25 protein-coding genes are annotated in these 25,528 nt (G+C 35.7%); 20 read left to right on the plus strand and 5 right to left on the minus strand.

Annotated elements, in window-relative coordinates; translation table 11 throughout:
* Positions 1–48 precede the first annotated feature (48 nt).
* The 4 genes from F7732_RS13525 (at position 49) to F7732_RS13540 (ending at position 2,946) form a co-directional block, all read left to right on the plus strand.
* Positions 49–396, plus strand: a complete 348-nt coding sequence (locus F7732_RS13525; RefSeq protein WP_151574573.1) for a DnaJ family domain-containing protein — start codon at positions 49–51, stop codon at positions 394–396.
* 169 nt (positions 397–565) lie between these two features.
* Positions 566–1,207: a hypothetical protein gene (locus F7732_RS13530; RefSeq protein ID WP_192913031.1), complete on the plus strand. Its 642-nt coding sequence runs from the start codon at positions 566–568 to the stop codon at positions 1,205–1,207.
* Complete coding sequence (locus tag F7732_RS13535; RefSeq protein ID WP_151574574.1) at positions 1,208–1,954, plus strand: hypothetical protein; 747 nt, start codon at positions 1,208–1,210, stop codon at positions 1,952–1,954. It abuts the gene before it with no gap.
* A 293-nt stretch (positions 1,955–2,247) separates the two neighbouring features.
* Entirely contained in the window at positions 2,248–2,946 is a 699-nt protein-coding gene (locus F7732_RS13540) for a hypothetical protein (RefSeq protein ID WP_151574575.1), read from the plus strand.
* Between the two features lie 155 nt (positions 2,947–3,101).
* On the opposite strand, the gene F7732_RS13545 is transcribed toward F7732_RS13540, so the two are convergent.
* A complete protein-coding gene (locus tag F7732_RS13545) occupies positions 3,102–4,181 on the minus strand; it encodes an iron-containing alcohol dehydrogenase family protein (RefSeq protein ID WP_151574576.1) in 1,080 nt (359 codons plus the stop codon).
* A 784-nt stretch (positions 4,182–4,965) separates the two neighbouring features.
* On the opposite strand from F7732_RS13545, the gene F7732_RS13550 reads away from it, so the two are divergent.
* The 4 genes from F7732_RS13550 to F7732_RS13565 all read left to right on the plus strand — a co-directional run bounded on the left by F7732_RS13550 (position 4,966) and on the right by F7732_RS13565 (position 10,432).
* The gene (locus tag F7732_RS13550) at positions 4,966–6,489 is read left to right on the plus strand and encodes a glycine betaine uptake BCCT transporter (protein ID WP_151574577.1); all 1,524 of its coding nucleotides are present in this window, start codon (positions 4,966–4,968) and stop codon (positions 6,487–6,489) included.
* 211 nt (positions 6,490–6,700) lie between these two features.
* Entirely contained in the window at positions 6,701–7,426 is a 726-nt protein-coding gene (locus F7732_RS13555) for a 3-ketoacyl-ACP reductase (protein ID WP_151574578.1), read from the plus strand.
* A 1,207-nt stretch (positions 7,427–8,633) separates the two neighbouring features.
* Positions 8,634–9,518, plus strand: a complete 885-nt coding sequence (locus F7732_RS13560; RefSeq protein ID WP_151574579.1) for a glycine betaine ABC transporter substrate-binding protein — start codon at positions 8,634–8,636, stop codon at positions 9,516–9,518.
* Positions 9,519–9,703: 185 nt separating this feature from the next.
* Positions 9,704–10,432: an MOSC domain-containing protein gene (locus F7732_RS13565; protein ID WP_151574580.1), complete on the plus strand. Its 729-nt coding sequence runs from the start codon at positions 9,704–9,706 to the stop codon at positions 10,430–10,432.
* A 95-nt stretch (positions 10,433–10,527) separates the two neighbouring features.
* On the opposite strand, the gene F7732_RS13570 is transcribed toward F7732_RS13565, so the two are convergent.
* Complete coding sequence (locus F7732_RS13570; RefSeq protein WP_151574581.1) at positions 10,528–11,094, minus strand: TetR/AcrR family transcriptional regulator; 567 nt, start codon at positions 11,092–11,094, stop codon at positions 10,528–10,530.
* 278 nt (positions 11,095–11,372) lie between these two features.
* Between F7732_RS13570 and F7732_RS13575 the strand changes: the two genes are divergently transcribed.
* The 5 genes from F7732_RS13575 (at position 11,373) to F7732_RS13595 (ending at position 17,422) form a co-directional block, all read left to right on the plus strand.
* Complete coding sequence (locus F7732_RS13575) at positions 11,373–13,316, plus strand: efflux RND transporter permease subunit (RefSeq protein ID WP_240056642.1); 1,944 nt, start codon at positions 11,373–11,375, stop codon at positions 13,314–13,316.
* A gap of 2 nt (positions 13,317–13,318) precedes the next feature.
* The gene (locus F7732_RS13580) at positions 13,319–15,127 is read left to right on the plus strand and encodes a YhgE/Pip domain-containing protein (protein WP_240056624.1); all 1,809 of its coding nucleotides are present in this window, start codon (positions 13,319–13,321) and stop codon (positions 15,125–15,127) included.
* A gap of 446 nt (positions 15,128–15,573) precedes the next feature.
* Positions 15,574–15,927, plus strand: a complete 354-nt coding sequence (locus tag F7732_RS13585) for a DUF7674 family protein (protein WP_151574584.1) — start codon at positions 15,574–15,576, stop codon at positions 15,925–15,927.
* 153 nt (positions 15,928–16,080) lie between these two features.
* Positions 16,081–16,491 carry a hypothetical protein gene (locus F7732_RS13590; protein ID WP_151574585.1) on the plus strand — a complete coding sequence of 137 codons (411 nt, stop codon included), beginning with the start codon at positions 16,081–16,083 and terminating at the stop codon, positions 16,489–16,491.
* Between the two features lie 529 nt (positions 16,492–17,020).
* Positions 17,021–17,422: a DUF4279 domain-containing protein gene (locus F7732_RS13595; RefSeq protein ID WP_151574890.1), complete on the plus strand. Its 402-nt coding sequence runs from the start codon at positions 17,021–17,023 to the stop codon at positions 17,420–17,422.
* A 154-nt stretch (positions 17,423–17,576) separates the two neighbouring features.
* Here the strand turns inward: F7732_RS13595 and F7732_RS13600 are convergent, their stop codons facing one another.
* Positions 17,577–18,146, minus strand: a complete 570-nt coding sequence (locus F7732_RS13600) for a VanZ family protein (RefSeq protein ID WP_205068218.1) — start codon at positions 18,144–18,146, stop codon at positions 17,577–17,579.
* A 503-nt stretch (positions 18,147–18,649) separates the two neighbouring features.
* Positions 18,650–19,378: an SDR family oxidoreductase gene (locus F7732_RS13605; RefSeq protein WP_151574587.1), complete on the minus strand. Its 729-nt coding sequence runs from the start codon at positions 19,376–19,378 to the stop codon at positions 18,650–18,652.
* A 185-nt stretch (positions 19,379–19,563) separates the two neighbouring features.
* On the opposite strand from F7732_RS13605, the gene F7732_RS13610 reads away from it, so the two are divergent.
* The 3 genes from F7732_RS13610 (at position 19,564) to F7732_RS22675 (ending at position 21,535) form a co-directional block, all read left to right on the plus strand.
* Entirely contained in the window at positions 19,564–19,908 is a 345-nt protein-coding gene (locus F7732_RS13610) for a winged helix-turn-helix transcriptional regulator (protein ID WP_151574588.1), read from the plus strand.
* A 227-nt stretch (positions 19,909–20,135) separates the two neighbouring features.
* Entirely contained in the window at positions 20,136–21,002 is an 867-nt protein-coding gene (locus F7732_RS13615) for a PhzF family phenazine biosynthesis protein (protein ID WP_151574589.1), read from the plus strand.
* 395 nt (positions 21,003–21,397) lie between these two features.
* Entirely contained in the window at positions 21,398–21,535 is a 138-nt protein-coding gene (locus F7732_RS22675) for a hypothetical protein (protein ID WP_161598883.1), read from the plus strand.
* Positions 21,536–21,984: 449 nt separating this feature from the next.
* On the opposite strand, the gene F7732_RS13620 is transcribed toward F7732_RS22675, so the two are convergent.
* Complete coding sequence (locus F7732_RS13620) at positions 21,985–22,347, minus strand: winged helix-turn-helix transcriptional regulator (RefSeq protein ID WP_151574590.1); 363 nt, start codon at positions 22,345–22,347, stop codon at positions 21,985–21,987.
* Positions 22,348–22,559: 212 nt separating this feature from the next.
* Between F7732_RS13620 and F7732_RS13625 the strand changes: the two genes are divergently transcribed.
* The 4 genes from F7732_RS13625 to F7732_RS13640 all read left to right on the plus strand — a co-directional run bounded on the left by F7732_RS13625 (position 22,560) and on the right by F7732_RS13640 (position 25,467).
* Positions 22,560–23,108: an NADPH-dependent FMN reductase gene (locus F7732_RS13625; RefSeq protein WP_151574591.1), complete on the plus strand. Its 549-nt coding sequence runs from the start codon at positions 22,560–22,562 to the stop codon at positions 23,106–23,108.
* A gap of 42 nt (positions 23,109–23,150) precedes the next feature.
* Positions 23,151–23,504 (plus strand): nuclear transport factor 2 family protein, encoded by a 354-nt coding sequence (locus F7732_RS13630; protein ID WP_151574592.1) that lies wholly within the window; start codon positions 23,151–23,153, stop codon positions 23,502–23,504.
* 83 nt (positions 23,505–23,587) lie between these two features.
* A complete protein-coding gene (locus F7732_RS13635; protein ID WP_151574593.1) occupies positions 23,588–23,977 on the plus strand; it encodes a DUF3185 domain-containing protein in 390 nt (129 codons plus the stop codon).
* Positions 23,978–24,057: 80 nt separating this feature from the next.
* Positions 24,058–25,467 carry an MDR family MFS transporter gene (locus tag F7732_RS13640; protein WP_338024106.1) on the plus strand — a complete coding sequence of 470 codons (1,410 nt, stop codon included), beginning with the start codon at positions 24,058–24,060 and terminating at the stop codon, positions 25,465–25,467.
* Positions 25,468–25,528: the final 61 nt, after the last annotated feature.

The following is a 25,528-nucleotide window of genomic DNA, read 5'->3' on the forward strand; positions in this document are numbered from 1 at the left end:
AAACTTAAATAAGTACGATTAGAAAAATGAAAATAAAGGGGGAATACGATGGAGAGAGAGTACAATGACTTAATAGGGGATATTTTAAAAAACACTGGCGAGAAAGATCAAGTTAAGGGAAAAGGAAAGCCTCTGCCAAAGGGTTATTTGGAAAGAGATGTTTACCAAAACTTTCAGAAGATCGCAAAGGATGCTGGATATTTGCCCGAATGGCTGAAGCTGCAAAAGCAAATTTCTGAAGCTATCCACCAATGCCAATCAGAAGAAGATATAAAAGCAATAAATGAAAAAATCATGAAACATAACAAAATATGTCCACCTCCTATGCAGAAAAACCTCATATCCCTAGAAAACTTAGCTCACGCAAAAAACATCTGGGATTCTTCAACTAAATGAGAGCGCTAACTTTCCCATGGCGTTCTGTGGAACATTCTGTGAAACAAGAAAAACCGGGGCGTCACTGTGACAGCAAAAAAAGGAGGTGCCTAAAATAGAATTAAATTACCCTGTCTTCAATCTTATGACGGTTCTGACTTCAGTTGTAGGATGGGGGATTATTGTATATATGGCTTACAAAATTTATAGAAAACAAACTTATAAGCCGAAAATATGGAAGATTATAATTGTTCTTATTATTGGTTTATTTACTTTTTCATTTCATTGGATGCTCTTTGGCACACTTTTAAGAATCCCGCTTCTTCCTCTTGGTGTCTGGGTACTGTACTTTATTCTTAAACAAAAAGAAGGACGCTGGGAGACATATCGAAAATTTGCATGGCTAGCGTTTATGGGGAATTTTATTTTTCTGGCATTAACCTTGTTAGCAATACCTATTCAGCAGCTCGTTTATCCTGATGACAATCCATCTACGTATATTTCTAACATTGAGAATGCTTCTGTAATTAATATTCATCCGTCAGCTGAGGAGCAAATATTAAACAAAGAAAGCCTCCTAAATGAAATCAAAACAATGAAGGAAGCAGCCATTATGAGTGCTGTGTGGTATGAAGATTCAATTGCGTATGAAGATGAAAATGTAGTCAATGAACGGTTTCCATATCAGCTAATTGAGGTTTCACCAATGTGGGGGAGCGGTATCTCTGCTATAACTTATATCGAAGAGGATGGAAAAGGGCTGTTAATAACAACGCCACAAAAGCAATTATATGTCCGCTCAGAGTCATCTGTGCTGGAGGTGGTGGAGTAAATGGTGAAGAAGAAAAAATACATCATAGGACTCGGGGGCCTAGTGTTCCTTTTAGCAGCAATCGCTTATTGGTATTTCTTTACGGAACCTTCCTCTTTGCCAGCAGACGAACAACTAGTAAAAGAGATTAATAGCTTTCACCTGCAGGCTGATGCGGCAGTCATCCAGGACACGATTTTTGTTGATAACCGCAATGTTCTAGCCCCATTTATTTCTAATAAGGAGAATTACGGCCTTTCTTTCTGGACGTGGCATAACAAAAAGTGGATGTTAAATTCAGTCCATACAAAAGGAAATCCAGTGCTTTGGAAAATTGATCCTAATGATCCTTCAAGCTATCGTTTTGTATGGAATATTCATCCTGATGATCAACTGGGATTTATCGATTTATTTTTAATTAGAGACAGAGGGTATCATATGACTGATGGAATTGAGTTCTATGATCCAAAGGTTCAAATGAAGGAGACTGTATCACTTGAGGATGAATCTTATGGATTAATGGAGTTACCTCGAGAATGGAAAGTATTTATGGATGCTTTTATTGAAGTCGAAATGGCAAGACAGCCAACAATAATGAGCAGCTTCTATTCTGAGATGTATATGTATTTTGGATGGATCGCCTATGATGAAGATCGTGAAGAAGCTGATCCTGAACTTTCTTTTGGCGGAAGCGGATCTAGTGGCGGGATTGAATTAGAACATATTAGAAGTTTGCAAAAGCAGGATATTGAGGTTCCGATAGATTAACAGCTAAGAAAGTGTACTCGATCCTGGGTACACTTTTTATTTGAACAATTTTAAAATTTAGTAGGAGATTGAGGATTTTTAACGAATAAAAGTAATTAGCAGCTATAGAAGCAATGGCATATTAATCGTTCAAAAATTTGTAAGGGAGGATGAATAGAACAGCTATAAGTTTATGTAATTACCCTCAAACAAACCACTATATAATTTCCTGCAGAACTGCCCCAGACAGTCACCCCACAATATCGAAAACATTTCTATTTTTTTTGGAATCTATCATTGAAAGGAAGATTTATTTGCAGAGAACTTTTAAAAATGTCGTATCTATATCAGAAAAAACAAATGATCAGCTGTTAGAGGTCATTGAGGATTTTACCTGTTTTTCTCTAGATCAATATGGTGATATCCTCATTCCAAAAACAGAAGAGTATCTTGATCAATTTCCTATTAGTGAAAAGGAGAAGGAATATTATTTTCCATACTATTATTGGTGGGCCGTTTTCTGTTCACGCAGTTTGCTTGCTGAAAAGAATACGGTTTATGAACTCTATTTGAAGGAATATGGCTGGAAATTCCGGAAGAAACATAATCTTGAAAGAGTACTATCTTTATGGAAATATGTATTTCCGAGCTTCTTTTTTATAGAGGAAATGGCAACGGAAAGAATATTTTGCTTAGTTGACGTTTTTGATTACTTCAAATATAAACCCGTTGTATTAACCTCAAAATTGTATAAACAGCCTTCAAGCAATGACGCTTTTACGGGTCTTATACTTCCCTTGGCAGGAGGCGGCTATTTTACTGTCATTGATTTCTTAATAATTCCTGATCATCTCAAAGCCCCGTTAATTTCAAAACTCATGAGGTTTTGCCAAAATGATAAAAGTATTCCCCCTGGAGTTTTCCTCTCTAAAAATTATCCTGAAATGTTAAAAATCACAATTGATCATCTAATCAAAAATAAGGTTGAGATCCCACATGTGAGTCTTAATTAAGAGTTTATGTGATGTGGGGAAGTCCAATAATATCCATGACTTAGCCTTCGCTTATGCGGGGGCTTTTAGCCGTTCTTAGAAAAAAATACCTGCTATGTGAAACATTCCGTGAAACAAGAAAATTCGGGTGGTCACTGTGACCACCCGAATTAAACTCAATTCCCAACCAATATATTCTCAAGCTGTTCCATAGCAGTGATGACGTCAGTTTCGGTAAATGTGCCCATTAGCTGAAGGGATTCTTCAGGCTTGGCTGCATGGGCAGCAACTAGTGCCATGGCTTGGCTCAGGTTTTCGGTGACATTTAAATCTTTGAAGTTAATAGGGAAGTTGAGTGCCTTATAAAAAGGAATCAGTTCTTCTACTTCTGCATGCCGATTCTCTAATACTAATTGCACCAAAATGCCATAAGCCACCTTCTGACCATGAAGAATACTGTGTGTTTCATTCACAAAGCTTAGTCCATTGTGAATAGCATGGGCACCAGCCATCCTTCCGTAGCGACCAGCATACCCGCCTACCGTCCCGGCTAAAGTGATGACTGATTCTACAACCTTTATAAAGGCAGGAGAAACCGTATTTGTTTCTAAACTTTCGATTGCCGTTAAACTTTCTTTTAATAATATTTCCTTTATAAAAGCGGCGTGCTGTAAGCCGGAATGAATCATAATGGAAAAGTTATCATCTTTCATAGTGTTTCGAATGATTGCCTCTGCCTCATACCACTTTGCCAATGTATCACCAATTCCGCCTTTAAAGTATTCAACAGGAGAATTAAGCAGCATGACCGGATCGATTATAGTGTAATAGCTGGAGCGTTTGTGATAATCCACTCTAATAAAAGAGCCTGTGTCATCATAAATGACGCTTAAAGGAGTGGTTGCTGCACATGTGCCAATAACAGATGGAATCGTGATCACTTCAATGTTTAATAAGTCAGCAACAGATTTAGCGGTGTCAAGGATAATTCCTCCACCAATGCCGATAATGACATCTGCTTGACGTGCACTTTCTGCTAGAGAGTTAATAGCTGAATCTGAGCTATATCCACTATGCTGAAGAACTTCAACATGTGAAGGCAAGCTTGTATAATGAGTAAACGCTTCGAATGATTTGTGTCCTGTAACTACCACTGGAGATTGAAAGTCCTTTAAGAAGAAAGAAATATCTTTTAGGACACCTTCCTTGCAAACATACTGATTTGGACCGCTTCTTACGATATCCTCTGGTTTCATGCTTTTTAACTCCTTTACCTGATAATTAAAAAAGACCTAAATTCAGCAAAATAGATCAATCTGCTAATTTAGGTCTTGCCTGCATGGACAGCCACAGGCCTAAATATTTAGAATATATGTATTTTAACAATTTTCAGCGAATTGTCAAAGGAATAAATGGATGAATTGCTGATTTTGAAAAAGTAAACTAGATGTTTTTATTCCATAATATGTATTAATTTTGGGATTTTTTATGTGAAATCTTCCGTAATCATATAAAAAAAATAAAAAAAATTTGGTGAAAATTGATAAACGTTTTCAAAAGCGGAAAATCAAAAGCAATTAAAGAAAAATTTTCTGCTTGGAAAAGTTGATATAACAACAGTTATTTATACTTTTAATAAAGCAAAAACGTTGTGAATTTATAAAGTGATTTTTTCTGAAAATTGTTCGGAAATTTTGTTGTCAAATGACTATGCTCATGCCTTCTCGCTTTTTTTACGAGGATGAGGTGTGTTAAGATTAAGCAGTTGGCATAATACCTTATAGCCAAGTACATCCTTTTATGGCATAGGATACTTTTGGAAGTTATTAATGTTAGTACTCTTTTATTTCCTGCAAAATAGGCAATTCCACCTGGGGATCACCTCTAAATACCCCGTATATACAACATAAAATTACAACTCAAATTTTTTATCATAAATGTAGAAGCTATGAATTTAAAAGTGGAGATTTTGGGAAAAGTTATAAAAGGATGTTATTTGTATTTATAAGGATCAGTATTTTACAGAGAGAGGAATATTCTATGAGTAAAATATCAAACGTTTTTTGGATATCGGTTGCGATCCTCCTTGTAGCCGTAGTATTTGGTGTTGCTGCACCAGAAAGTTTTGAGGAAGTTACTGGCAATATTCAAGCATTTTTCTCAACCGCTTTTGGATGGTATTACTTAATTTTGGTTACCATTATTGTTCTTTTTTGCATATTTCTTATTTTTAGTCCAGTTGGAACCATTAAATTAGGGAAACCTGATGAAAAACCGGAATATTCAAAAGCATCATGGTTTGCCATGCTATTTAGTGCAGGTATGGGAATTGGACTCGTTTTTTATGGAGCTGCAGAGCCGCTTTCTCATTTTTTAGACCCTGCGCGCGCAGAGGGTGGAACTCCTGAAGCAAATAGAGAGGCGATGAGATATACTTTTTTCCATTGGGGAATACATGCATGGGGCGTCTATGCCGTTGTTGCGCTGGCACTAGCATACTTCCAGTTCCGTAAAGGCGAATCTGGCCTCATTTCAGCGACATTAAAACCTATTTTGGGTAAAAAGAGAATGGAAGGTAAGCTGGGAACAGTAATAGATGTAATGGCAGTTTTATCTACAGTTATTGGAGTTGCAACTACACTTGGATTTGGTGCCGCACAGATTAATGGCGGGTTATCATATCTCTTTGGAATTCCAAATAATTTTACCGTTCAATTTATTATAATTATAATTGTTACGGTTCTGTTCATCCTGTCAGCCTGGTCTGGACTTGGTAAAGGAATAAAAATTTTAAGTAATGCTAATATGTTTTTAGCGGTTGCGTTACTGATCTTGATGTTTGTTGCAGGACCAACCATTCTTATATTAAATTTGTTTACTGATTCACTTGGAGGCTATATTCAAAACATCGTACAAATGAGTTTTCGAATTGCCCCATTCAATGAGGAACATCGTGCATGGATTAACGCTTGGACCATTTTTTATTGGGCATGGTGGTTATCATGGTCACCATTTGTAGGGATCTTTATTGCACGTGTGTCTAAAGGGAGAACCATACGAGAATTTTTAATTGGGGTACTGCTTCTGCCTAGTATTGTAAGCTTCTTTTGGTTTGCGGTATTTGGAACCTCGGCAATTGATGCTCAAAATACAGGCGGAATAGACTTATCGCAATTTGCTACAGAGGAAGTATTATTTGCTGTCTTTAATGAGTTCCCGCTGTCAATGATCCTTTCAATCGTAGCACTTGTGTTAGTTTGTACTTTTTTCATTACATCAGCCGATTCGGCAACATTTGTGCTTGGGATGCAGACAACAAACGGGTCCCTTACACCACCTAATACCGTAAAGTTAACTTGGGGAATTGCACAATCTGCAATCGCGCTTACTCTGCTATATAGTGGAGGATTACAGGCTCTGCAAAATTTATTGATAGGCGCAGCCTTCCCATTCTCCATAATTGTTATATTAATGATGCTTTCGCTTTATCGCTCATTAATGAAGGAGAAAAAAGAGCTTGGTTTATATTTCAAACCAAAGCCGCGTAAGCCAGTTAATAAATAATTTTTTGAATGAATTTTATTATAATGCATATGCCACATGAAAAGAAACCCGGATTTTAGAGGAAATCCGGGTTTTTTATTTGATATAAAATGTTAGAGGTTTGAATTTCTAACCTGCAAGCTTGCTTAATAAAAGTAATATGATTACAAAGCATATTCTTAGAAATTTTTATCCACAATTATATAATAGAACAAGAAAGGAGTTGTCGAACATGGCACAATCGTTAAAAGGAAAAGTGGCATTTGTTACTGGAGCTGGAAGAGGTATCGGGAAGGCTGCAGCAATTGCACTAGCAAAAGAGGGAGTGAACCTGGGACTGCTTGCCAGAACAGAGGATGCTCTCAAGGAAGTTGCGAAAGAAGTGGAAGCATTAGGTGTAAAAGCAGCATATGCTTCTGTGGACGTATCTTCACAGGAAGAAGTCAAGCAAGCAGTTGAAAAATTGACGGACGAAGTTGGTCCGGCAGATATTCTTATTAATAATGCTGGTGTTGGTCAATTTGGGACATTGCTGGAGATGGATCCGCAAGATTGGAAAAACATCATTGATGTAAACTTGATGGGTGTCTACTATATGACCCATGCAGTACTTCCTCAGCTTATTGAAAAAAATAGAGGGGATATCATCAATATTTCATCAACCAACGGGTTAAATGGAGCGGCTACATCCAGTGCATATAGCGCGTCTAAGTTTGGTGTGATCGGTTTAACGGAATCATTAGCACAAGAAGTCCGCAGAAACAATATTCGTGTTACAGCTTTAACACCTAGTACTGTTGCAACGGACATGGCTGTTAAAACCAATCTGATTGCAGAAAATAATGATGAGAAATACATGCAGCCAGAAGACATTGCTGAAGTAATTGTTTCCCAACTAAAATTACATCAGCGTATTTATGTTAAAACAGCTAGCATGCTGGCTACGAATCCATATTAATTCATTTATCATTTCGATTCGTTACATAAACCTTATGTCACTGAAAATGAGGCAAGAAATAAGAATATTAACACTACAATAGAACCGAATAGTTAGTAAGTGAATCTTACTAATCATTCGGTTTTTTTATTTTAAAAATTTTCTTTTTAAACATGAGTGAAATGGAGCGGAGGACCCTCGACTCCTGTGGGCAATAGAGGAAAGGGTGAGACCCTGCAGAAGCTTTTGCTTCGAGGAGGCTCAGGCTTCCTTCCCACGGAAAGCGAGGGTCCGCAGCGCAATGGAACGGACTTGTTTAAGAAATATTAATTTCTTTCTTTTGTAATTCAGAAGCATACGGAATCGTTTGTCCTTTATTTCGCCAGTGGGCAAGTTTCTTTATAAAATAGGTTTCATATAAGAAATAGCGGGTATAAATAAAAAGTTATTATATTATTTTTGATGAAATGCGCTCATTTAAATAGAAATTAAGACTCATAAACTTAACAGGGTAAGTATACAATAATAATAAGTCAGTCTTCTTTTTTGAGAGAAGTAAAGTCAAATTGTAAGGAATCATTAGAAAAAAGGAGGATATGTAAGCATTAGACGGTCTATTTCACTCAGTTATATGACATAGGAGTTTTTAACCATTACATAGCAGATACGCTATTTGTAAGGTTCCAAAGTATTATTCTATAATAGAAGTAGATCATTTTGAAAATTGCAGAAATTTGAGATGATTCACAGGGGAAGATGTTTTTTACATATTAGTATTCTATTAAGCACCTCAATCATCATACAAGGAAGAGTGCGAAAGCCTGTTGAACCGACAAAAGGCACTGGGAAATGATCCTGATATTCTTTTAATGGGTAACTCTCTAAGTTTACACGATCCATTACTTGAAAAAAGATAGGCAGGATGAGTTTCCAGAACGTAAGATTTCGGCATGTAATATTTCATCTTTTAGCTGCGTTCATATATGCTGCTCGATACATCTCTTGTTATTAGATGTATATCGAATTTCATTTTATAGCCAAAACTGCTGTGTTGGTTCTATTTTGGTGTGCTGTCTTTCTTTATGTGATAAAGGTTATTACGGTTATGCTAATAATAGTAAAACAGATTCCTCTATTAATGAGTATGACGTAAATCAGCGGGTGCCAGATGCATCCTGATTTGCATTTCCATACTTAATTTGTAAACAAAATGAAGGGGGAACTGTAAATGATTAAGAAAGTTTTAGGTATGGCTTCAGCAGTAACATTAACATTAGGTTTAGCTGCGTGTGGAGGAGAGGAGGCTTCCTCAGGGTCAGTTGGAGAGCAGCTTGATTACGAAATCATTGGAATTGATCCAGGTGCGGGAATCATGAATTTAACGATTAATAACGTATTGCCTGGATACGGATTAGATGATTGGGAAGTTGTAGAAGGTTCAGGTGCTGCGATGACAGCAGCTCTTAAAAAAGCCTATGATAGAGAGGATCCTATCATTATAACGGGATGGAGTCCACACTGGAAATTTAATTCCTTTGATCTGAAATACCTGGAGGATCCAGAAGGTTTATACGGTGAAGCGGAGGACGTTCATACTATTGCTCGGTTAGGCTTAAAAGAGGATCACCCAGATGCTCACTTGCTGCTCGATCAGTTTAATTGGGAACCTGAGCACATAGAAAACGTAATGAACTTAATCCAAGAGGGAGCGGCACCTGATGAAGCTGCTTCACAATGGGTAAGTGAGAATGAAGATATAGTAAGTGAATGGACTGAAGGCGTAAACGAGGCTAGCGGTGAAGAAATTACCCTCTTGTATGTAGCATGGGATGATGTAATCGCCAGTACAAATGTCGTTGCCAGTGCACTTGAGAGTGTAGGGTATGAAGTGGATTTAGTTCAGGTTGATGCAGGTCCAATGTGGGCAGGTGTAGCAGATGGAAGCGGGGATGCGATTGTAGGTGCATGGCTGCCGACAACACATGCTGATTACTTTGCTGAATATGAAGGCAATTTTGAAGATCTTGGTTCCAATCTGCATGGAACAAAATTAGGGCTGGTGGTTCCTGAATACATGGACATTGATTCAATTGAGGATTTAAAAGAAGAGTAAAATTCATAAAGCAAAAACAGGAGTTTTACACAAATAACAGAACAAAAATAAAGTGAAGCATATGCAGGTGGCAGGAGAGTCTCTTACGGGACTTTTCTGCCACCTGTAAAAAATGCCCTTTAATCTGTTGGAACTGGTGCATTTTATTTTCATAAATCATCGGAATCAGAACTGAGGTGAATATATTGTTAATCGGTCACATTGAACAGATTGTCCGTCATCCAGTTAAATCATTACGCGGAGAAAGTGTTCAAACATCCAAAGTAATGAGTTATGGCCTGTATGGAGACCGCAGCCATGCTTATCTTGATGAAACGAAAAAAGGGAATTTTTTAACGATAACACAATTACCAGAAATGGTACAATATAGTGCGCGTTTTCAGGGGGAAGAGGAATCTGATCATTACCCAAGAGTAGTTGTAGAGACACCAGAAGGCGAAATCTTTGATTGGGACGATCAGCATTTACTTCATGAAATGGAGAAAAAATCAAAGCGTGCAGTATCAACGGTTGTGTATTCTCCTTCCCTTGTTCCCATCGGTCCAATTGAAGAAGAACATCTTCTGATTGTTACGGATGCTTCCCTGAAAAAGCTCGAAGATATATGGGGGAATGAGGTGGATTCTAGAAGATTCCGCCCCAACTTAATACTTAATTTAACCGACAAAGCTCCATTCGTAGAAGAGGAATGGTTTGGCAGACGAATTCAGATTGGAAATGAAGTTGAAATAGAATTAGTCAGGTACTGCAAAAGATGTATGATCATTACGGTTGATCCCGTAAGCGGTGAACGGGATCCGAGTATACATAAAACGGTGATTAAAGAAAGAAATAATCATTTTGGTGTCTATGCATCGGTTTTGAAAACAGGCAGTATCCAAGTTGGAGATGAAGTTCATCTTTCTTCTATATAATAAAAGCTATTAGGGATGATGATTTTCCTTTTTAGATGATGCCCCGGACAACGAACTCGTTTCCGGGTTTTTTATTGTTTAAATATTATCCTTTCTTAGCGCATCGTTGATAAGCCTTTATTAATAAGATTGTTTATAATCTCTGCCATTTCCTGATAACTTTCCTTCATCCCAGTTTCCAGCCAGTTTTTGATGACAAACACGCTGCCTCCTACCACAAAGATGCTTATGTATTCAAACTGATGCCGATCAAGTTTGTTTTTAGCTATCCACTGATTAAAAATAAATTTTTTAATAATAAGCGTTCCTTGTTTTTGAAAATGACGTTCGGTGCTCTGATTAAGGAGGACTTGGCAAATGACCTTATTTTTAGCTATGAACTCCAGAATTTTCTCAATGATTAAGAAAGCTTCTTCTTCTTTAGAGAAGTTGTATTGTTCTAATGCAGACATCATGTCCTGTATAAATTTTTCTTCGATAGAATGTAATAAGTCATATTGATTGGAATAGTGGGCGTAGAATGTAGAACGGTTAATATCGGCAAGCTCACATATTTCCTTGATGGTAATAGTAGATATTTGTTTTTCCTGCAATAACGCAACCAGACTATCCATTAATACCATGCGTGTATATTGCTTGCGTCTATCTAATTTCGTACTCAAATTCAACATTCCTTTCTTCTTTTATCCATGATGATTAGTTAGCCAACACTTAAGTTAAATGTGTTGGGCAACGTACATAATGAAGGTAACTGTTTGTTGAATAGCCAACACCGTGTTTATATAATGATAAAGTGTAATGACAAATGACTCAAGAGAGGTGAAAAAAGATTCGTATTGCAGAACATATTATTAAACATAAAAAAGCCGTCTTGCTAATATTTGCTTTAGTTACGGTCCTTTCTACGGTGGCACAGTTCTTTGTGTCCGTCAATTATAATATGGTGGACTACTTGCCGGACGATGCGGGGTCAACCAAAGCAATGGAGATAATGGAGGAAGAGTTCACTGCCACTGTCCCCAATACACGAGTAATGATTTCGGATGTAACTGTGCAGGAGGCGCTTAGCTTTAAAGAAGAATTAACAGCTATTGATGGAGTCTCAGAGGTAATATGGCTAGATGATGTTGTCGATTTAAAGACGCCATTAGAGATGGCTGATCGTGATACAGTTGAGTCTTATTATAAAGATCGAAATGCGTTGTTTTCAATCGCTGTCACATCAGGTGAAGAAGTAGCCATTACAGATGAGATCTATGAATTGATCGGTGAGGAAGGTGCTATTGCGGGAGAAGCGATCAATACAGCTTCGTCTCAAAAAATGGCAGGAACAGAGTCCATGTATGCGGCGATCCTATTGGTTCCCCTGATTATTTTTATTCTTGTCATTTCGACAACTTCGTGGATTGAACCATTGTTTTTCTTAACCGCTATAGGGGTATCGGTCCTGATTAATTTAGGGACGAATATTTTTATTGGAGAAGTTTCTTTTGTCACACAATCTGTAGCACCTATTTTACAGCTGGCTGTTTCTTTGGATTATGCCGTCTTTTTACTGCATAGTTTTTCAGATTATCGGAAGAAAACGAATAGTCCTGAAGAAGCGATGCAGCTTGCCATGAAAAAATCATTTCCGGCAATTACAGCTAGTGCTGCGACTACCTTTTTCGGCTTTATTGCATTAACCTTTATGGAGTTTCAAATCGGTTCTGATCTAGGGCTAAATTTAGTGAAGGGAATCCTTTTAAGTTTTATTAGTGTTATGGTATTCTTGCCCGCCCTAACGCTTTATTTTTATAAGTGGATGGATAAAACTCAGCATAAAAGCTTCATTCCAAGCTTTAAAGGTACTGGGAAACTTATGCTGAAATTAAGATTTCCGAGTTTATTCCTTTTGCTGATTATCCTCGTTCCCGCCTATTTAGCGCAAGGAAACACAACTTTTACGTATGGACTTGGAGAACAGCCGGAAACAACTCGTGCTGGCAGTGATTTCATCACTATTAAAGAAACTTTTGGTGAAGCTACTCCCGTTGTTCTTTTAGTTCCTAAAGGTGATACGGCAAAGGAAGCAAAACTTGTTGAAGACCTGGAAAAGCTTGATTATGTAACGAGTGTTATTGCGTACGTGAATACTGTGGGGGCTGTTATCCCGCCGGAATACTTGGGAGAATCCATTGCTGATGAATTTTATTCTGAAAATTACAGCAGGATTATTATAAATACAAATCAGGCAACAGAAGGAGATATCCCATTTGCAATTGTAAGTGAAGTAGATGAGATTGCTGAGAGTTATTATGGAGATAAAGCATTTAGTCTAGGAGAAAGTGTAACTCTTTATGATATTAAAAATACGGTGGCAAAAGATAATGTAGTTGTGAATGTTTTGACAGTCGCTTCCATTGCTGTTGTACTACTCGTAACATTTAAATCTTTATCGCTCCCTGTCATCTTGCTTTTAACCATTCAATCTTCTGTGTGGATTAATCTTTCTATTCCTTACTTTACAGAATCTCCACTCGTATTTGTAGGGTATTTAATCATCAGTACTGTTCAATTGGCTGCAACAGTTGATTACGGGATCTTACTGACTGAAGCATATAATGAACATCGCCGGAAAATGCCTGCTATGCAAGCGATTATGAAAACAATAGATGAAAAAACGTTTTCGATTTCAATATCTGCAGCTATTTTATCAAGTGTAGGCTTTATACTATGGGCAACATCTTCAAATCCAATCGTATCTTCAATTGGATTATTATTAGGCAGAGGAGCATTGCTTGCTTTTGTAATGGTTGTCGTGATATTGCCGGCATTGCTTGTTGTATTTGATAAATTGATTAAGAAAACGACAATGAAAGCAAAATTTTATGAGGGAGAATGATGATGAGAAAAAAACAGATGTATCGAAGTATGCTTGCTCTTGTAATCATCTTTCCAGTATTTCTTAACAATGGATTTGCACATGACCATGCTTATGCAGAAGCTTCAAAGGGTCAGCTTACTTCGAAGGATGAGGTTATATATGCAACTTTAGAAGCAGGCGGCACATTAGAAGACATCTATGTCGTCAACACGCTTGATGTTGCAGAAGCCGGTGAAATTCAGGATTTTGGAATGTATGATAGTGTTAAAAATTTAACAGATTTATCAGAGATACAGCAAGAAAATGAATCGATTTCAATTCAGGCTCCTGAGGGGAAATTTTATTATCAAGGCAATATGCAGGAGGATACCGATTTACCATGGAATATCGAGGTCACTTATTCCTTAGATGGTAATGAAACCAATGCTGCAGATCTTGCCGGACAGTCAGGACAACTGGAAATTTCAATAAACGTCAGTGCAAATGAAAATGTAGACAGTGTTTTTTATGAAAATTATTTGCTTCAGGTTTCTCTTCAGCTTTCAAACCTATATGAAAATATTGAAGCCTCAGGCGGAATGATTGCCAATGCTGGCGAGAATAAGCAAGTGACATTTACCGTGATGCCAGGGCAGGAAGATACGCTTAGCGTGCAGGCAGATGTCAATGATTTTGAGTTTCAAGGAATTGATATCGCTGCTGCACCATCCACTCTGCCGATTGATACATCAGAAATCAACAATCTGACAGATGATATGGGTGCTTTAACCGATGCGATTTCAGAGCTTAATAACGGTGTTGCCGATTTAAGGTCTGGAGTGTCTCAATTAAATGACGGAGCATCTTCTATGGGAAGTGGCTCCAGTGAATATCTCAATGGCATTCATCAGCTGGACGGTTCTTCTTATGAGATCATTAATGCATCTAAAGAAATTGGCGGAGCATTAAGTAAGATGAACAGTGCCTTATCAGGTTCATCATCGAATATGGACCCAAGCAGTCTGACTGAATTGCCAAAAGGCCTTTTGGAGCTTGCTGCTGGTTTAACCCAAGCTGCTAGCGGGTTAAATACTTTAAGCGATCAATATGCAAAAAGCTATCAGGCCTTAGATGCTGCAATTGCAGAAATTCCTGCAGGGCAGCTGACAGAGCAGGAAATTGCAGGTTTGTATGCCAGCGGTGCGGATGCAAAAGTGCTGGATAAGTTAATCGCGACATATAAAGCTGCGCAAAAAGTGAAAGCAACTTATTCTGCTGTCAAAGCAGCATTTGCTGCGGTAAAGCCTTCATTAGATGAGTTGAATGGGAACATGAAGAAGATGAGCGGGACATTATCTTCAATCTCTGAGAATCTTACTGGTTCTCTGCAAGGTATGGATATGAGCGGATTGAGCGAACTGCAAAAAGGATTGGCGGCATTATCCGCTAATTACAGTGAATTTCACTCTGGATTGGTAGGATATACTGGCGGCGTTAATCAGCTTGCTTCTTCTTATAGCCAATTGCATACTGGCATTACAGGTATTGCGAATGGAACGAGTGAATTAAATGAAGGAACAGCTGCTCTTCAAGATGGAACAGCTCAATTATATGAAGAAACAAAAGATATGCCAGCAGAAATGCAAGCGCAAATCAATGAAATGATCGGTGAGTTTGATAAATCCGATTTCACTCCTGTATCTTTTACATCATCAAAAAATGAGGACGTACACTCTGTTCAATTTGTCATTAAAACAAGTAGCATTGAGAAGAAGGAAGAAGAAACAAAAACGGCAGAGCCTAAAGAAGAAAAAGGCTTTTGGGACCTACTGCTGGATTTGTTTAGATAAGAACGTGTGCGAAGATTTGATTGGAATTCAAAAGCTTTAAATCATAAACAGGCTGAAACATAAGGATTAGGTCTAGTGATATATCCGAATGATTAGAACATAACAGCTTTCTAATCATTCGGTTTTTTTTGTTGCTTTTTAACATACGATCTTCTCGTGAGTGAAATGAGCGAATGACACCCGACTCCAGCAGTCCATAGAGGAAGGCTTATATTCAGGAGAGCATCCAGCTTCCTCATCTGTAGATTTAAAAGAAAGTTGTACTGTTTGAAAAAATGACGCACCGTTTTAAAGAAAGTTGTACCGTTCTTATGTAACAAACGGGGCAGCATTCCTGTAATAAGTGAAACTTTGCTTATGGTAGAAACGGGCAGTTTTGTTTAAGAAGGATGTATTCATGTGTAAAGAGAACTATTGTTTTACAGAGGTGAAAAGGTGTGGACATGATGGATACAATAAAGATACTTATTGAGGAATTTAATGATTTAAAGCCTGTATTACAAGAACATATTGAATTTTATGAAGGATTATTACCGCATGTTTACTTTGGCGAGTGCAATGAATTTTTTATTAATTATATAAATGAGGATAAACCCCAAGAGTTGCAGAGGCTTTTTACTGTATTTGAGATAATGGCAACTCAAGGTAATGATGAGGTTGTGAATACCTTGTCTGTAACTGTAACTATTTTAGAAAGACTTGGTGACGATAGGAAAGTATTGAATACTGCACGAAAGTATATGGGCAAAGTAACAAGAAAATTATCGGATGAAACAGAAAAAGGCTGGGGTAGATATTGATCTAACGGGTACTATTGTTTGGGTTGCTGATCGCTACGGTGGTCATTCTTTTGTTTAACTAATGGGACAGGTTAGTTTAACGAGGAAAATAAATATAAAACCTCTAAGGGTACATTTTATATAATAAAGAAAAATCAATAGAGGATGGTCTTAATGAGTATCATTTCACTAATCAAACCTTTAAAGAAGTATGAGGATTTTGTTTATAGAGCCCACACTTATGATAGTTTATTCCTACGAAATAAGGCAATTCAGATAATGAATTCAGCCATTAATCAACCCAAATTCAATATAGAAGAAAAATCAAGTGGTTTAATTTATTTAGGGATGTTATATACAAAAGCAAAGCAATATAAATTAGCATCCGATTGTTATAATCAAGGACTTGAAATAATGATAAATGAGAATTTTAAATACAGTAACAATTTTAAACATGCCATAGAAACATTTATAAAAAACAAAGATTTTGAAAGAGCGAAATTTTGGTTAAATAATCTTATTCAACGTGAAAGTTATGATGAAAAATTTAAGAAACTCGCTGTATTAGAAAAGAAAATACATTAAAATCCTTGTTTATTAACGGGTACATATGATCATGATCAACTGCCATACAAGGCAGCTGATCTTATGTAATAAACGGGGCAGGTTAATGGAAGAACTATATACGAATTTCCTACTAATAATTTATAATTATCTTGAAGGATTGTTGGATTAAGGAGAAAGTATGAATGGGTTTATTAATCGTATTAAAACTATTAAGTTTTTTGTTGTTTACTATTTTTTTTAGCCTTATATGAAACCATTAAGGTGTATAAACATTTCAATAAAGAAACTAAAAGGACAAAAGTGCCTAAAGAGGAATATTATCAGAAAGCTAAAAAGTTGTATTTATACTACTTTTCATTTGTCATTATATTAATTATTTGCGGTGTATTAAAAACCCTTTAATTGCTCTTATTCAAGTAACGTCTGCTTGTGTTTAAATCAGCTGCCAAATCAGGTGGCTTCTTCTTATTCACTAAACGGGGCAGGATGTTTCAATAAGAAAACTTATTTACGGCGAGGAGGAACAATTCTGGATAAAACAAAGGTTATGGCTTACTTTAGTGCATTTGGTGATGAATTTCCTTTAGAGATAATTACAAACACTCTGGGTTTAGAACCAACAGAAACTTATAAAAAAGGGGATATTATTGAAAGGTCTAGATCCTCCACCAAAATCAGATATAGAAAAGAGACAGATTGGACATTGAGTACTGGATACCAAGAATCATACGATATAAATGACCAGTTGAATGTAATTCTAAAATCACTCATTGGGAAAACGGACCAATTATCATTCCTCAAAGGGGAATATGGTTTAGATTATCTTTTTATGATTGTAATTCAAATTGAAAATAATGAAAAACCCGCAATGTATTTACAGAAAGATATCATAGAATTTGCTAGTTTAATTCAAGCGGAGATTCATTTTGATTTATATATATTTAGTTAATAAAGGTAGCGATTGTGCTTATTCAGCAAATGGGTAGCCTTCCTGTAAGTGCTTATATTTAAGGTCGCTGCCAAATATGGCGGCTTTTCTTATGGAACAAACGGGGCAGTTTAGTTGAAGAAAAGAATTGGTAAATGCACATTAATATCGATAATTAATCAATTGTGAGTGTTTTAAGCAGGTATGGAGTGATTGTACTGTTAAATACCCACGCTATAAGGAACATCAGCACGGAAAACCCTAAAATGGACAATCCTATAGTAACGAAATACTTTCTTGAAGTATTCATACGTACACTTACTCGATATGAACAGAATCCAATTGTTGCCCCCATTGTATTTATAACAATATCTGTTAAATCAAAGCTACCTAAATATGTTACCATTTGTAAAATTTCCAAGCATAGAATAAAAAACACAAACAAGAAAATAAACTGAAAGTATGATTTTATTTGTTTTTCAAACACCATTGGAACAAGTATTCCAAACGGAACAAATGCTAAAAGGTTACCAAGAGAAAATATCCATAGTTTAATAATATCTATTGAAAAATGATTAGGCAGCCACAAAGGAATCCTAATAAATTCAAATGAATACCGAAATTCTCGCACCGCTACAAGCCGTTGCGGACGATCAAATCCGAAAAACATGAAGTATACCAATAGTGCTATATAAATGCCAAAGAGTATAAATAGATATTTATTATTATTTTCTTGTTTTGTCAACTTTAACATCACCTTTAAAGTATAGAAATCGAAATTTATCTGCTGCATTTTTAAAAAAAGGACAGCATTCCTGTAATAAAGAGAAATTCCAGCTTTCGGAGGGGAAAAACAGTTTAACTTAAGTGAAGACAATCGCAAAATTATATTTGTTTTAGTTACATATGTAGGGCTTTAAACTAACTACATAAAAATATATTTGTCGATGCTAAAAAGAAAAAACGGGTTTATTTTTTCATATCATTATACAAGCCCAAGTTATCAGCATTACTCTAAAAGTATGGCCTAGGTCAATCCATGTCATGAAGGGGAAACTGTTGGTATAATGTTCTCCAAGAATAATTTTCGTTCATTTTAAGGATGAAGTTGAAAGCCAAGACATTAAAAGAACTAATATCAAAAATAACCATTACATGAGAAACTATAACCACTTTCGATACTAGTGAGTTTAAAAAGGTGGCTCCTATTTGTATAGAAACCACCTTCAAGCTGCTTAGCCTTCTATTTTACCAAGGTACAACTCCTTCATCATCAAAAAAGCCTCCAGTTGGACCATCACTATTTATAGTGGCAAGCTTTACTACAATGGAAGCAGCTTGGTCAACCGAACGATAGCCGCTGTTACCATTTAAATCAGTTGCTGTAAATCCAGGGCAAACGGAGTTAATTTTAATAGGAGAATCGCTTAATTCTTTAGCAAGAAAAACGGTTAAAGCATTTACGGCCGTTTTGGAGCTATTGTAGGCAAGTGTATTAACGTTGTGAAATTCTGACATTGGGTCTGTGTTCAAGGTTAAAGAACCTAATCCGCTGGAAAGATTAACGATTCTTCCGGAGGTAGACTTTCTGAGCAATGGGAGCATTGCTTTTGTTACTGAAAATAAACCAAAAACGTTTGTTTCATAAGTATTTTTTAGGATGGACAAATCTAGTTCACTCTGAGTGATATTGCCTTCCAAAAACACACCTGCATTGTTAATCAATATATCAAGCAATCCATATTCTTGTTTAATTCTTTCTAAAGCGAAGAGTATGGAGTTGGGGTTTGTAACGTCAATACCCACTGATTTAGCTTGAATACCCTCCTTTTCCAATAAGGTTACTGCCTCAAGTCCTTTTTTTTCATTTCTCGATCCTATTAAAATCTCATATCCCATTTTTCCTAATTGTCTAGCTGTCTCAAAACCAATGCCTTTGTTACCGCCTGTGATTAACACTATTTTAGGTTTTTTCATAAAATTCCCTCCCTTATTCCTTTTCTTACCTGTCCTGCAAAATGTATTAATGTTTTGTTTCGACTATTAGATTTTACAAGTGATTATGATATGAACTCCTTTCGTTTCTGATATATTAAATATAATGAAAATGATTGATACATGTAAGTACGCACATTTTTGTAACTTAATGAAGGGGTGACAATATGGGATATGGGTTAAAAAACTATGGCGATTGCAGTGAAGAGGTTATAAGGGCTTGTCCTATTGAGATGGCTTTACAGATTGTAGGTGGAAAATGGAAAGGTATCATTATCGATATATTATCCGAAAATTCAATCAGATTTAACGAACTTAAACGATTAATACCGGGAATATCGCAAAGAATACTAACCTTGCAACTTAGGGAACTCGAAGCGGATGGAATTGTGAAAAGAAAGGTAGATGATACTGTCCCACCACGCGTAGAATACTTCTTAACTGAACAAGGAAATGAGTTATCAACTATCATTAATTCTCTAAGAAAGTGGGGACAAAATTATCTTATCTAACTTTGTCATGAAACATATATAAAATAGGGAATTCAACAAAGTAACTTAATTTTCTTTAAAAACTTATTGAAGTATTCCTAAGCTATTAAATAGGAGGTAGAAGCTTTAAAGAAGAGGTACTAACGATTTACGTAAAACATTCTCATTAGACAATTAAACTAAAATCTGTCAATGTATTTGCATTAGGAGCTAAAATGTACTAGTTATCCATTAATTAGGAGGGGAATATGAAATTAAAAGTATATACAGTAAATTCATTTGCAAAAACAATAGAAGGAGGCAATCCAGCCGGAGTTGTGATTGATGCCGATTCTTTATCTGATGAAAGTATGAAAGATATTGCAGCTGCTATTGGTTTTAGTGAGACTGCTTTTGTCATGAAGTCAGAATCCGCACATTTTAAAGTAAGGTTTTTTACCCCTGAAGAGGAGGTAGATCTTTGTGGACACGCTACAATAGCAACATTTTATGTACTCTTAAGTAAGGGGTTGATTAAACCTGGAGTATTTCTTCAAGAAACGAAAGCAGGAATTTTAAGTGTGGAGGTAAAGGCTGATTCATCTATTATGATGGAACAAAACACCCCAAGTTTTTATGAAATAGTAAATAAAAAGGAAATTGCTGATTCGTTGAACATTACTGAAAATGAAATGATAGATGAACTGCCAGTGCAAATCGTTTCAACTGGTCTCAGGGATATACTTGTTCCTGTGAAAAATATCAACATATTAAATGCTATTCAACCAAATTTTGAAGAAGTATCCCGAATTAGTAGTAAATATAATACAATAGGATATCATGTTTTTACACTAGAAACTTTGTTTGGTTCTAGTACTTACTGCAGGAATTTTGCACCTTTATATGGCATAAGTGAAGAGTCGGCTACTGGTACCTCTAATGGTGCTCTTGCAAGTTATCTATTTAAGTACGAAAATATCAAAAAGGTACATGATCACCCTTTTGTAATGGAGCAGGGTTATTCAATGAAAAAGCCTTCAGAAATAATAGTTGAATTAATGGTTAAAGGGCAAGAAATGGGAGTCAAAGTTGGTGGAAAGGTATTAAATTTATCGGAAATGGAAGTGGAAATTTAAATTTTAGTATGTATTATTTGAAAAATAAATAAAATTTTTAAGCCCTACATTCTAATAAGAAAGCGGGGCTTGTTTTCGTTATCATTATATGACATTATGTTTTGAGATTTTCGTCTAATATTCTGTGTAAACCAATTAGGAAGTAACTCTTATTAATGAGATATTAAGAGGGGACGTATTCTGTCAAGAAGTACGCAAGGCGGTTAGTTTGTGAACAAATACACTTCAACTAAAGAGAGATTTCCTTAAATAAAAGAAAGCCTTTTTTATATCGCTATAGGAGCAGCATTCCCGTAATAAGTGAAACCCTTGCTTATGGTAGAAAAGGGGCAGGTTTGTTGAAGAAGGAATAATGAAATAACGTAACGAATACTAATTTTAAGAGGAGGGATTTAATGGAAGGTAACCTTTTCATTTTTCTTGCTGGACTGGGTACTGTGGTTATTATGTTTACACCTGTGATTTACAAATTAAATAAACGAATTTCCAACTTAGAAGAAAAGATAAATCAAAGTAAAGATATATCATCTTAACCCAACGGGGTGATTATATTCTAGATCAGCTGCCAATTCAGGCGGCTTTTCTTATGTAACAAAAGGGGCAGTTTAGTTGAACAAGGTAAATTAATAAATAATAAAATAGGTAGTGTTTTCTGAGGAGGTAAAAAACAAGGATAACATATCACCTAAAGAATCAATATTAAGGATGAATCGAGGAAGTGAAAATACCTTAATAGAGCAGATGAAGTTTGTAAAAAAAGTTTTTTCCTCATAGTATTCGTATTTATATTGTAGAAGCAGCTGCCAATAAGGCAGCTGCTTCTATTTCACAAAAGGGGTAGGTTAATTCAATTAAGAAAGAATTGGCTTGACGATTACTAATTCGAAAAGAATCTTTTATAAAAATTTTTGAATAGATTAGCTTAAACCAATCGAGCAGTTAGTCGAAGATGGGGCTACCAGCATATAATTGGTCTTTTAATTTAGTTTGTATTGCCATAAAGTTGTTCCAAATGTTTTATATGTGATAATCCCCACTTACGCATTGATAGTAAGACTGGGATTAATCCTGTTCCATATTCAGACAAAGAGTACTCAACCTTTGGTGGCACTTGAGCATATACCTTCCTATCAATTATGTCATGATATTCTAATTCTCTCAATTGAGTCGTTAACATCTTCTTTGATATTTCTGGAATAGCTCTTTGCAGTTCACTGAATCGTAATTTTTCGTTATTTAAAAGGTGAAAAAGGATTACAGGCTTCCATTTCCCCACAATAATATCTAAAGCAACTTCGATATTTGCACAATTGTCTGTTGGATGATTCTCTTTTTTATAATTCATAATATATTCCCCCATGTGATTTTTCTTTATAAATACTAATAGTCTCCTAAAAGTAACTATGTAAAATTAAAGTGCCTTCTTCAATTATTAATCCTTAGGATATATTATAACCCTAGAAAGCATTTTGAAACAACTTAATAGTAAAGGACATAAATTTACTACGATTGACAAACCATTTAGGTAATTAGTAAAAATTTAAGGAGGACTTACACATGAAGAATCAACAAAAAATTGGAGTTATTTTAGGTAGTACGAGAGTAGGTAGACAAAGTCCACAAGTTGGAAAGTGGGTAAAAGAGATTGCTGATAAACGCAATGACGCTATTTATGAGATCGTTGATATTGCAGAATTTGATTTACCTTTTTTCGGTACAACCGATTTTAATGATTCTCGAATTATGAAATGGAATAAAACAATTGCTTCTTATGATGGGTTTATTTTTATTGTTCAAGAATATAACCACAGTATTACAGGTGCCCTAAAGAACGCTCTTGATTTAGCACGAGAACCATGGAATAACAAGGCTGCTGCCATAGTTAGTTATGGTGCAGCTGGGGGAGCTAGAGCTGCAGAACATTTAAGAGGCATTTTGGGAGAGTTATTAATTGCAGATGTAAGAACTCACCCAACGTTATCAGTTTTTACTGATTTTGCAGATCGTGAAACATTTAAGCCTGCGCCTCTACATGTTCCTATTGTTAATGAAATGCTTGATCAATTGATAACATGGACTGGGGCTTTAAGTACCATTAGAAAATAAGTATTTTAATACGTACATGATTCAAAAGGAGAGGGGATTGAAATGAAACCGGAATCGATAGTTAACGACTATTTTTCCTCCTGGAGAACGAATGATCCTGAAAAGGTGGAAGCCCTGTTTTCAGAGGATATTAGTGTTAGAGGACCTCTAGGCTTAATTGAAGGAGCAAAAGCTTATCGGAATGCGCTTGAATGGTTATTTGGAATAACAAAGGAACTTGTGATCGTAAAGCAATGGGTTGATGGTCCTGACGTATTGACATGGTTTGAAATCCAGCATTCTGAAAGTAATGAGCTAATATCTGGTGTTAATTGGTTAAAGGTGGAGAATAATTTAATCAGCCAGGTAAGAGTTGCGTTTGATCCTCGTCCAATATTACCTCCTGAGAATGTTTGAAGCAACTCCTCCAAATCTAAAATTTGAAAAAGTAAATTTTAGATTTGAAAAATCAAGAAATTAAAAAGGTGGACTAATTACTAATGGAAAAAGGAAAGATTTATACAATAATTAGATTTATTTTTGGATTTATGATAGCAGGTTCAGGTGCAGCTATGCTTTTCATGGGTGGGGCGCCAGTTGAGTATGAGAGTGAGGCAGCCAATGCATTTTTAAAAGCATTTGAAGACACTAATTACTTTATCCCGTTTTTATCCATTGTGAAAATCGCTTGTGGTGTTGCTTTATTAACTAATAGATTTGTTCCACTAGCATTGGTTATATTTATACCTGTTTCTGTTAATATGGCATTCTTTCATTTCTTCTTAGAATTTATTTCTGGTGTGCCAGCTTATTTAATTTTGGCAATGAATATCTACTTGTTATTTAAAAATGTTGATGTTTATAAACCTATGTTGAAATCAAATGCTTAAACTCTAATTAGAAATTTAGAAATGAGCTGTCCTATAGCTGGACAGCTCATTAAGTTTGAAAATAAAGGAGTGATTAAATCGTGTCAATTGATCAAACCCAAAAAGGACCTATAATGATGGTTCTTTTGATAGGTACTTTTGTATCTATTCTAAACCAAACATTATTAGCTACTGCAATTCCTCCTATCATGAATGATTTAGATATTAATTTTGACACAGCTCAATGGTTAACTACTGCATTTATGCTAGTAAATGGGATTATGATTCCCATTACAGCATTTTTGATCGGCACTTTTACTACTAGAAGACTATTTATTGGAGCAATGATGATATTTGCATTAGGTACATTAATTGCAGGTATAGCTCCTAATTTTGAATATCTATTACTTGGGCGTATTATTCAAGCAGTCGGGGCTGGAGTAACTATGCCACTAAGTCAAGTAGTCATCCTCAACTTATTTCCTGTTGAAAAAAGAGGTTCTGCAATGGGTCTAGTTGGATTAGTAATAGGTCTTGGCCCTGCGATTGGACCTACATTATCAGGGTATTTAGTACAACACTTTCCATGGAGGTCTTTATTTTTTGTTGTTTTACCTATTGTGACGATAAATATAATTCTAGCTAGTATTACTATGAAAAATGTTACTGAAAAAACAAATCCAAAGCTTGATATATTATCAATCGTCTTATCGTCATTCGGTTTTGGAGGGCTATTATATGGATTTAGTATATTAGGTAGTTTAGGTATTACCCACATAAATGTAATCATATCAATAACCATTGGTTTTATTTCTTTAATATGGTTTATCCAAAGACAGCTACGGTTAGAAGAGCCTATGCTAGAATTTAGAGTGTTTAAAAACCCAATTTTCACTATCACAACAATACTGAGTGTTATTGTTTTTACTTCAATGATAAGCGCTGAAACCTTAATTCCCATTTATATTCAAAATGTATTGAATCTTAGTCCACTCGAATCAGGTCTTATACTTCTTCCTGGTGCCATTGTTATGGGAATAATGATGCCAATAACAGGTAAAATCTTTGATAAATATGGAGTTCGATATCTTGCAATTATAGGAATGACTATAATCACAGTAACTAGTATTTTTTTAACTAATTTACAACTAACTACTTCAATTTCTTTTGTGGTTTTTGTTTACATGATAAGAATGTTAGGTATTTCAATGGTTATGATGCCTGTAGCTACAGCTGGTATCAATCAACTATCTTCTAAGCTTATCTCTCATGGAACTGCAATGAATAATGCCATGCGTATGGTTGGAGGGTCTATTGGTACGGCAGTACTTGTTACTATAATGTCTACTTTCACGTTAACTGGATCTAATTCAGATGGCACAATAAATGGCCTAAATACTGCATTTTTGGTATCAACAATTATAGCATTTACCGGATTGATACTTTCAATTTTCTTAAAAGATACTCGTCCAATGAAAGTTAAAATTGAATTAGAAACAGAAGAAATGTAAGAATTATTAAATAGAATTATGATAAATATTTTAAATATGGTTGCTATTAAGTGACCAAGGT

The sequence above is a fragment of the Bacillus mesophilum genome (assembly GCF_008923265.1).
Taxonomy (GTDB): domain Bacteria; phylum Bacillota; class Bacilli; order Bacillales; family Cytobacillaceae; genus Cytobacillus; species Cytobacillus mesophilum.